General features: G+C 60.2%; 5 protein-coding genes. 3 read left to right on the forward strand and 2 right to left on the reverse strand.

The annotated features are described in order from the left end of the window. Positions 1 to 233 (forward strand): amidohydrolase family protein (locus tag AC1DLB_RS25480; protein ID WP_477785871.1); only part of this gene is annotated, 233 nt, incomplete at its 5' end. 90 nt (positions 234 to 323) lie between these two features. Here AC1DLB_RS25480 and AC1DLB_RS25485 read toward each other — a convergent pair. Beyond that, complete coding sequence (locus AC1DLB_RS25485; RefSeq protein WP_007941070.1) at positions 324 to 1,088, reverse strand: GntR family transcriptional regulator; 765 nt, start codon at positions 1,086 to 1,088, stop codon at positions 324 to 326. Between the two features lie 395 nt (positions 1,089 to 1,483). Between AC1DLB_RS25485 and AC1DLB_RS25490 the strand changes: the two genes are divergently transcribed. Continuing rightward, positions 1,484 to 2,584 (forward strand): benzoate/H(+) symporter BenE family transporter, encoded by a 1,101-nt coding sequence (locus AC1DLB_RS25490; protein WP_477785872.1) that lies wholly within the window; start codon positions 1,484 to 1,486, stop codon positions 2,582 to 2,584. Between the two features lie 38 nt (positions 2,585 to 2,622). On the opposite strand, the gene AC1DLB_RS25495 is transcribed toward AC1DLB_RS25490, so the two are convergent. Further along, positions 2,623 to 2,967 carry a YggL family protein gene (locus tag AC1DLB_RS25495; RefSeq protein ID WP_018925275.1) on the reverse strand — a complete coding sequence of 115 codons (345 nt, stop codon included), beginning with the start codon at positions 2,965 to 2,967 and terminating at the stop codon, positions 2,623 to 2,625. Positions 2,968 to 3,201: 234 nt separating this feature from the next. Between AC1DLB_RS25495 and dacB the strand changes: the two genes are divergently transcribed. Continuing rightward, a complete protein-coding gene (gene dacB, locus AC1DLB_RS25500) occupies positions 3,202 to 4,662 on the forward strand; it encodes a D-alanyl-D-alanine carboxypeptidase/D-alanyl-D-alanine endopeptidase (protein ID WP_477743789.1) in 1,461 nt (486 codons plus the stop codon). Positions 4,663 to 4,757: the final 95 nt, after the last annotated feature.

Consider the following 4,757-nt stretch of genomic DNA (forward strand, 5'->3'; position numbering starts at 1 on the left):
TCGCCACCCTCGGCGGTGCCCGCGCGCTGCGCCTGGAAGACAAGATCGGCACCCTGCAACCGGGCACCGACGCGGACTTCCTGGTGCTGGACTACAACGCGACGCCGCTGCTGAGCTATCGCCTGAAGCAGGCCAATAACATTGCCGAGACGTTGTTTGTGTTGATGACGCTGGGGGATGATCGGACTGTGCTGCAGACGTACGCGGCGGGGAATCTGGTGCATCAGCGTTAAGGTTTTTCGGGCATAAAAAATCCCCCGCATTCATTGATTGCGGGGGATTTTTTTGTCGCCTGTCAGACCGCTATCGCGACTCGGCCCGATTTATAGCTTGGCAGTCGAGCGCCCTGGCTTCTTGGTCTGCAACAGATGCGAGAACACCGCATGCAAATCATCCGACGCGCTTTCTTCGTCGAGGTTGAGTTTGCTGTCGATGTGGTCCATGTGATGCATCATCAAATCCACCGCCAGCGTCGCGTCCCGCGCTTCGATGGCGTCGATCAGCTGGGTGTGTTCATCGTAGGAACAGTGGGAACGGTTGCCGCTCTCATACTGGGCGATGATCAGCGATGTCTGGGACACCAGGCTGCGCTGGAAGCTGATCAGCGGCGCGTTCTTCGCCGCCTCGGCCAGTTTCAAGTGAAACTCGCCCGACAGACGAATACCGGCACCGCGATCGCCACGGGAGAAGCTGTCGCGCTCGTCGTTGACCATCTGCCGCAAGTCGGCAATCTGCTCGGCAGTGGCGTGCTGCACCGCCAACTCAGTGATCGCCCGCTCCACCAGCCGCCGCGCCATGAACACCTGGCGAGCCTCCTCGACACTCGGGCTGGCAACGACAGCGCCGCGATTCGGACGCAGCAACACCACGCCTTCATGGGCCAGACGCGACAGCGCGCGGCGAATGATGGTGCGGCTGACCCCGAAAATTTCCCCCAGCGCTTCTTCGCTCAACTTGGTGCCGGGCGCCAGACGCTGTTCGAGGATGGCCTCGAAGATATGCGCGTAGACAATATCGTCCTGGGTACCGCTGCGGCCGGCTTTGCCTGCTCGCGGTTGTTTCTTGAGGGGTTGCAACTGTTCGTTCATGGGCACTCGAGTCGGGAGAACTGCGGCGAATTGACCGTGACTGTAATACGGCACAGTGGGTCACTGGCAAGTATCGCGTAAAAAACACTGCAATTGTACACAATGGCGGGTGGCAACACGACTGTACGGCTGTTTGTCGCCTTTGCTGTATCGCAACGCCCGGTTACGTTTCAGTTTAGGCTTGAACGCGCAAACCTGTGGGCGGGAACTGAAGTGAAGAGACCATTGTGGCGAGGGAGCTTGCTCCCGCTCGGCGGCGAAGCCGTCGTTGATGCTGCTAACGCGCTTCATCTATCTGAGCGCATTGGATTGTTTCAGCCCAGCGGGAGCAAGCTCCCTCGCCACAAAAGCTCCCCGGAGTTGATTATTTCTATAAAACAAGGAACACCGCTGTCATGACCGACGCCACGCACACGCAGCTTCGTCCCCTGACCGACACGTCGCCCTCGGCCATTGTCGCCGGGTTCATCGCCATGATGACCGGTTACACCAGTTCGCTGGTGCTGATGTTCCAGGCAGGCCAAGCGGCGGGCCTGAGCAGCGGGCAGATTTCGTCGTGGATCTGGGCGATCTCCATCGGCATGGCGGTGTGCTCGATCGGCCTGTCCTTGCGCTATCGCACCCCGATTACCATTGCCTGGTCGACCCCCGGCGCGGCGTTGCTGATCACCAGCCTGGGCGGTGTCAGCTACGGCGAGGCCATCGGCGCCTACATTACTTGCGCAGTGTTGGTGACCGTGTGCGGCCTGACGGGCAGTTTCGAACGGCTGGTGAAAAAGATTCCGGCCTCGTTGGCGGCGGCGTTGCTGGCGGGGATTCTGTTCAAGATCGGCAGCGAGATTTTCGTCGCCGCCCAGCACCGCACCGCGCTGGCCGGTTTCATGGGGTTGCTGGATTTCAGTGGCTTTCACCTGGAAGTCGCGACGCCGGTCTGGACCACGCCGCATTTCTCCCTGGCCGCGACCATCAGCATCGGCATCCCGCTGTTCGTGGTGGCGATGACCTCGCAGAACATGCCGGGCATCGCCGTTTTGCGCGCCGACGGCTACAACGTCCCGGCCTCGCCGCTGATCACCACCACTGGGATTGCCTCGCTGCTGTTGGCACCGTTCGGCTCCCACGGCATCAACCTGGCCGCCATCAGCGCAGCGATCTGCACCGGGCCGCACGCCCATGAGGATCGCAACAAGCGCTACACGGCAGCGGTCTGGTGCGGGATTTTCTACGGGATTGCCGGAGTGTTCGGCGCGACACTGGCGGCGTTGTTTGCCGCGTTGCCTAAAGAACTGGTGCTGTCGATTGCCGCGCTGGCGCTGTTCGGCTCAATCATCAACGGGCTGAGCATTGCCATGGCGCAAGTGCAGGAACGGGAAGCGGCGCTGATTACCTTTATGGTGACGGCATCGGGGCTGACGCTGTTTTCCATCGGTTCGGCGTTCTGGGGGATTGTCGCGGGGGTGTTGACGCTGGTGATTCTGAATTGGCGCAAGGCCTGAAAAAAACGGCGACCCTTGGGTCGCCGTTTTTTTGAACATCAGGCTACCGGATTGATCGGCTTTTCCGGGTACCAGACGTCGATCAGCGGGCTGACTTCAGCGCTGGTCAATTCACTACGGCCCTTGAGCCAGGCTTCAACAGCGGCACGCTGTGCTTCGGTCACCGAGCCACGCTTCTGCAGGCAAACCAGACCGAAGTCATCGCCGCCCACATAACCCAGACCGTTGGCTTCCATGGCTTCTTTCAGGAACGCGTCGAGGAAAGCATCAATGGCTTCATCAGCCAAATCTTCTTTGAAATCCAGGTTCAGTTCGAAACCCAGCTCTTGAAATTCATCGACGCACAGTTTTTTGCGCAGACGCTGGGAACGGTTAGTCGCCATTGGAACAATCCTCATAAGTAATAACGGGCGGCACTTTAGCAGTTTAAGGCGCCGATTACCCGCCTCAGAACGGCGCGACGTCTACCGTCGGTAAAAAAATAGCGGATTAGTCGACCAAGGTGCGGCACAAGCCCTTGCACCTTGGGGCATAATGCCGACACTTTCATGACCGCTGAGGGAATTTATCACCATGCCCTCGTCTTTTTTCCCCTCGGCTGTAGGGTTTTATTTCAGATGATCAAATCTTTGCGTCCATTGCTGCTGGCCAGCCTTCTTCTGCCCCTGGCCCTCCCCGTTTCCGCCGCACCGATCAACACCGCCCTGTCGCCCAACGTTGAAAAGGCCCTCAAGGCCAGCAAATTGCCGGACAGTGCCTTGTCGCTGGTGATGATCCCGCTTAATGGCCCGGGCACCTCAACCGTTTATAACGCTGACGTTTCGGTCAACCCGGCCTCGACCATGAAACTGGTCACCACCTATGCGGCGCTGGAAATGCTTGGCCCGAACCATCAGTGGAAAACCGAGTTCTACACCGACGGCACCCTCAGCGGTGGCATCCTCAACGGTAACCTCTACCTCAAGGGTGGCGGCGATCCGAAGCTGAACATGGAAAAACTCTGGCTGCTGATGCGCGACTTGCGCGCCAATGGCGTGACCCAGGTCACCGGTGACCTGGTGCTGGACCGCGGCTTCTTCGTGCAGCCGCAACTGCCCGAGTTCAACGACGACGGCAATGACGAGAACAAACCGTTCCTGGTCAAGCCCGACGCACTGCTGGTCAACCTCAAGGCCCTGCGTTTCGTGGCCCGCAACGATTCGGGCAAGGTCCTGGTGTCGGTCGAGCCGCCGATTGCCAGCATCCGCATCGACAATCAGGTCAAGGCGCTCAACTCCAAGCAATGCACCGGGGGCGTGCGCTACAACCCGGTGACCCAGGCTGATGGCAGCGTCACCGTGACCGTCGGCGGCCAGTTGGGCGAAGGTTGCAGCTCCCAGACCTACCTGTCGCTACTCGACCACGCGACCTACACCGCCGGCGCCGTGCGCGCGATCTGGAAGGAACTGGGCGGCAGCATCCAGGGCCAGGATCGTCTGGCACCGACGCCGAGCAGCGCCAAGGTGCTGGCCCGGGCCTACTCGCCAGACCTGGCGGAAATCATTCGCGACATCAACAAGTACAGTAACAACACCATGGCTCAGCAGTTGTTCCTGAGCCTGGGCCAGAAATTCCGCACCGACGCCGACAGTGATGACGCCAAAGCGGCCCAGCGCGTGGTGCGTCAATGGCTGGCGCAGAAAGGCATCACCGCACCGCACCTGGTGATGGAGAACGGCTCCGGCCTGTCCCGCGCCGAACGGGTAAGCGCGCGTGAAATGGCCGCGATGCTGCAAGCCGCCTGGCGCAGCCCGTACGCCGCCGAGTTCATCAGCTCGATGCCGATTGCCGGCACCGACGGCACCATGCGCAAACGCCTGAAGCGCACGGCCATGACCGGTGAAGCCCACGTCAAGACTGGCACCCTGAACACCGTGCGTGCCATCTCCGGCTTCAGCCGCGATGTCAATGGCAATACCTGGGCAGTGGTGGCGATCCTTAACGACAAGGCTCCGTTTGGCGCGTCTTCGGTGCTGGATCAGGTGCTGCTGGACTTGTATCGCCAGCCGAAGCTGCCGACCACGGCATCGGTGTTGTAACCGGATCCATAGAACACCCCAGATCCAATGTTGGAGATTCTATGTTGCAGGGCAACCCTGCAACATAGAATCTCCAACAGGGTCTGTATGCAGAC

The sequence above is a fragment of the Pseudomonas sp. 05N434 genome, assembly GCF_056396965.1.

Excerpts from the sequence above, each read along its gene's own strand:
- dacB (WP_477743789.1), top strand. The coding sequence starts at position 3,202 with ATGATCAAATCTTTGCGTCCATTGCTGCTGGCCAGCCTTCTTCTGCCC.
- AC1DLB_RS25490 (WP_477785872.1), top strand. The coding sequence starts at position 1,484 with ATGACCGACGCCACGCACACGCAGCTTCGTCCCCTGACCGACACGTCG.
- AC1DLB_RS25495 (WP_018925275.1), bottom strand. The coding sequence starts at position 2,967 with ATGGCGACTAACCGTTCCCAGCGTCTGCGCAAAAAACTGTGCGTCGAT.
- AC1DLB_RS25485 (WP_007941070.1), bottom strand. The coding sequence starts at position 1,088 with ATGAACGAACAGTTGCAACCCCTCAAGAAACAACCGCGAGCAGGCAAA.